2 protein-coding genes are annotated in these 1756 nt (G+C 72.9%); both read right to left on the bottom strand.

What is annotated here, in order from left to right:
• The coding region (locus tag K206_RS0134385) for a sensor histidine kinase (RefSeq protein WP_020206809.1) at positions 1 to 851 on the bottom strand (851 nt) is incomplete at its 3' end.
• Positions 851 to 1525 (bottom strand): response regulator, encoded by a 675-nt coding sequence (locus K206_RS0134380; RefSeq protein ID WP_029044414.1) that lies wholly within the window; start codon positions 1523 to 1525, stop codon positions 851 to 853. The genes K206_RS0134385 and K206_RS0134380, both read right to left, overlap by 1 nt.
• Positions 1526 to 1756 lie beyond the last annotated feature (231 nt).

Genomic DNA, 1756 nt, shown 5'->3' with positions numbered 1-1756 from the left:
CCCAACTGGCGCTGGGCGAACTCGGCCTGGGTCTTGAGGATGGCCAGGGGCGTGCGCAACTGGTGCGCGGCGTCGGCGATGAACTGCGCCTGCGCCTGCGCCATCGCGCTGGAGCGCGACACGTGCAGGTTGACCGCGTCCACCAGCGGGCGCACTTCGAGCGGCACGTGGTCGAAGGCCAGCGGCGTGAGGTCTTCGGCCCGGCGCGCCTGCACGTCGTCGCGCACGCGCGCGAGCGGGCGCAGCACATAGGTGATGCCGGCCACCAGCACGCCCGCGCTGACCAGGATCAGCAGCACGTCGCGCGCCAGCGCGCCGCGCCACACGGTGGCGATCAGGTCCAGGCGCGGCTCGGCGCTCTCGGCCACCTGCACGATCACGCGCATGTTGGCGTTGGGCCGGTAGACCGGGTGCGCCAGCGCGGCGATGCGCACCGGGTCGCCGCGGTAGTCGGCGTCGTAGAAGCGCGGCTGGTTGCTGGCCAGCGCGCTGGCCGGCAGCGGCAGGTCGTCGTAGCCGGTGACGGTCTCGACCTGGCCGTTGCGCTCGAGCGAGACGCGGTAGAACACGTGGGTCTGGGTGGCGGTCTCGAACATCTCCATCGCCGCGTCGGGCAGCGCGATCTGCACGCTCTCGCCGGCCATGCCGATGGCGTTGTCGATGGCGCGCACCGAGCCGTACAGCGAGCGGTCGTAGGCGGCGTTGGCGGCGTCGCGCAGCGTGCCGTAGGTCAGCCAGGTGTCGAGCGCCATCATCGCCGCCAGCGCCGGCACCAGCAGGACCAGCAACTGGCGGCGCAGACTGCCCTGCAGCCAGCGCCGCAGCCAGTGCCGGGGCAGGCGGTGCAGCATCAGGCCGGCCCTTCCGGTTCCAGCAGGTAGCCGAAGCCGCGCAGCGTGACGATGGTCACGCCGTGGCCGGAGAGTTTCTTGCGCAGGCGGTAGACCAGCACTTCGATGGCGTCGGGGCTGACGTCGGCGTCGAGCGAGAACACCTTGTCGAGCAGCTGCGCCTTGGTCAGCGGCTGGCCGCTCCTGGCCAGCAGCGCGCCCAGCAGCGTGGACTCGCGCGGCGTGAGCGCCAGCGGCGCGCCGCCGAGCGTGAAGCTGCGGGTCTCGCCGTCGAACACCAGCGAGCCGCATTGCAGGCGCGGATGGGCGCGCCCGCGGCTGCGCCGGATCAGCGCCAGGATGCGCGCCTCCAGCTCGGCGATGGCGAACGGCTTGGGCAGGTAGTCGTCGGCGCCGAGGTTGAGGCCGCGCACGCGCTCGTCGAGCGTGTCCTGCGCGGTCAGGATCAGCACCGGGGTGCGGTCGTCGCGCCCGCGCATGGACTTGAGCACGGACAGGCCGTCCTTGCCGGGCAGGCGCAGGTCCAGCACCACCGCGTCGTATTCCTCGGCGATCAGCCGCGCCTCGGCCTGCAGGCCGTCGGCCACGTGCTCGATCACGAAGCCGCCCTGCTCCAGCGCGCGCGCCACCCAGCGCGCCAGCTCGATCTCGTCTTCCACCAGCAACAGGCGCACGCCGGTCCTCCCATGCTCGATAAGCGTCCGTTGTTCACAATGCGGCACAGCGGCCGCCGCGGGGGACTGGCCGCGGGCGCCTATAATACCTCCGCCCCGGGCCGGGCGCGGCGTGCGCGCCAGGGCCCTGCCAGGCAGCGATGTCAGCCCCGATGGTTCCAGCCTTGCGCAAGTTGCCCCCCGCCCACGCCCTCTCTTCCGCCCCGGCCGGCCCGTCCGCGCCGGGCGCCG

The sequence above is a fragment of the Cupriavidus sp. WS genome (genome assembly GCF_000395345.1).
Taxonomy (GTDB): Bacteria; Pseudomonadota; Gammaproteobacteria; order Burkholderiales; family Burkholderiaceae; genus Cupriavidus; species Cupriavidus basilensis_B.
This window is presented reverse-complemented; position numbering and strand designations above follow the sequence as displayed.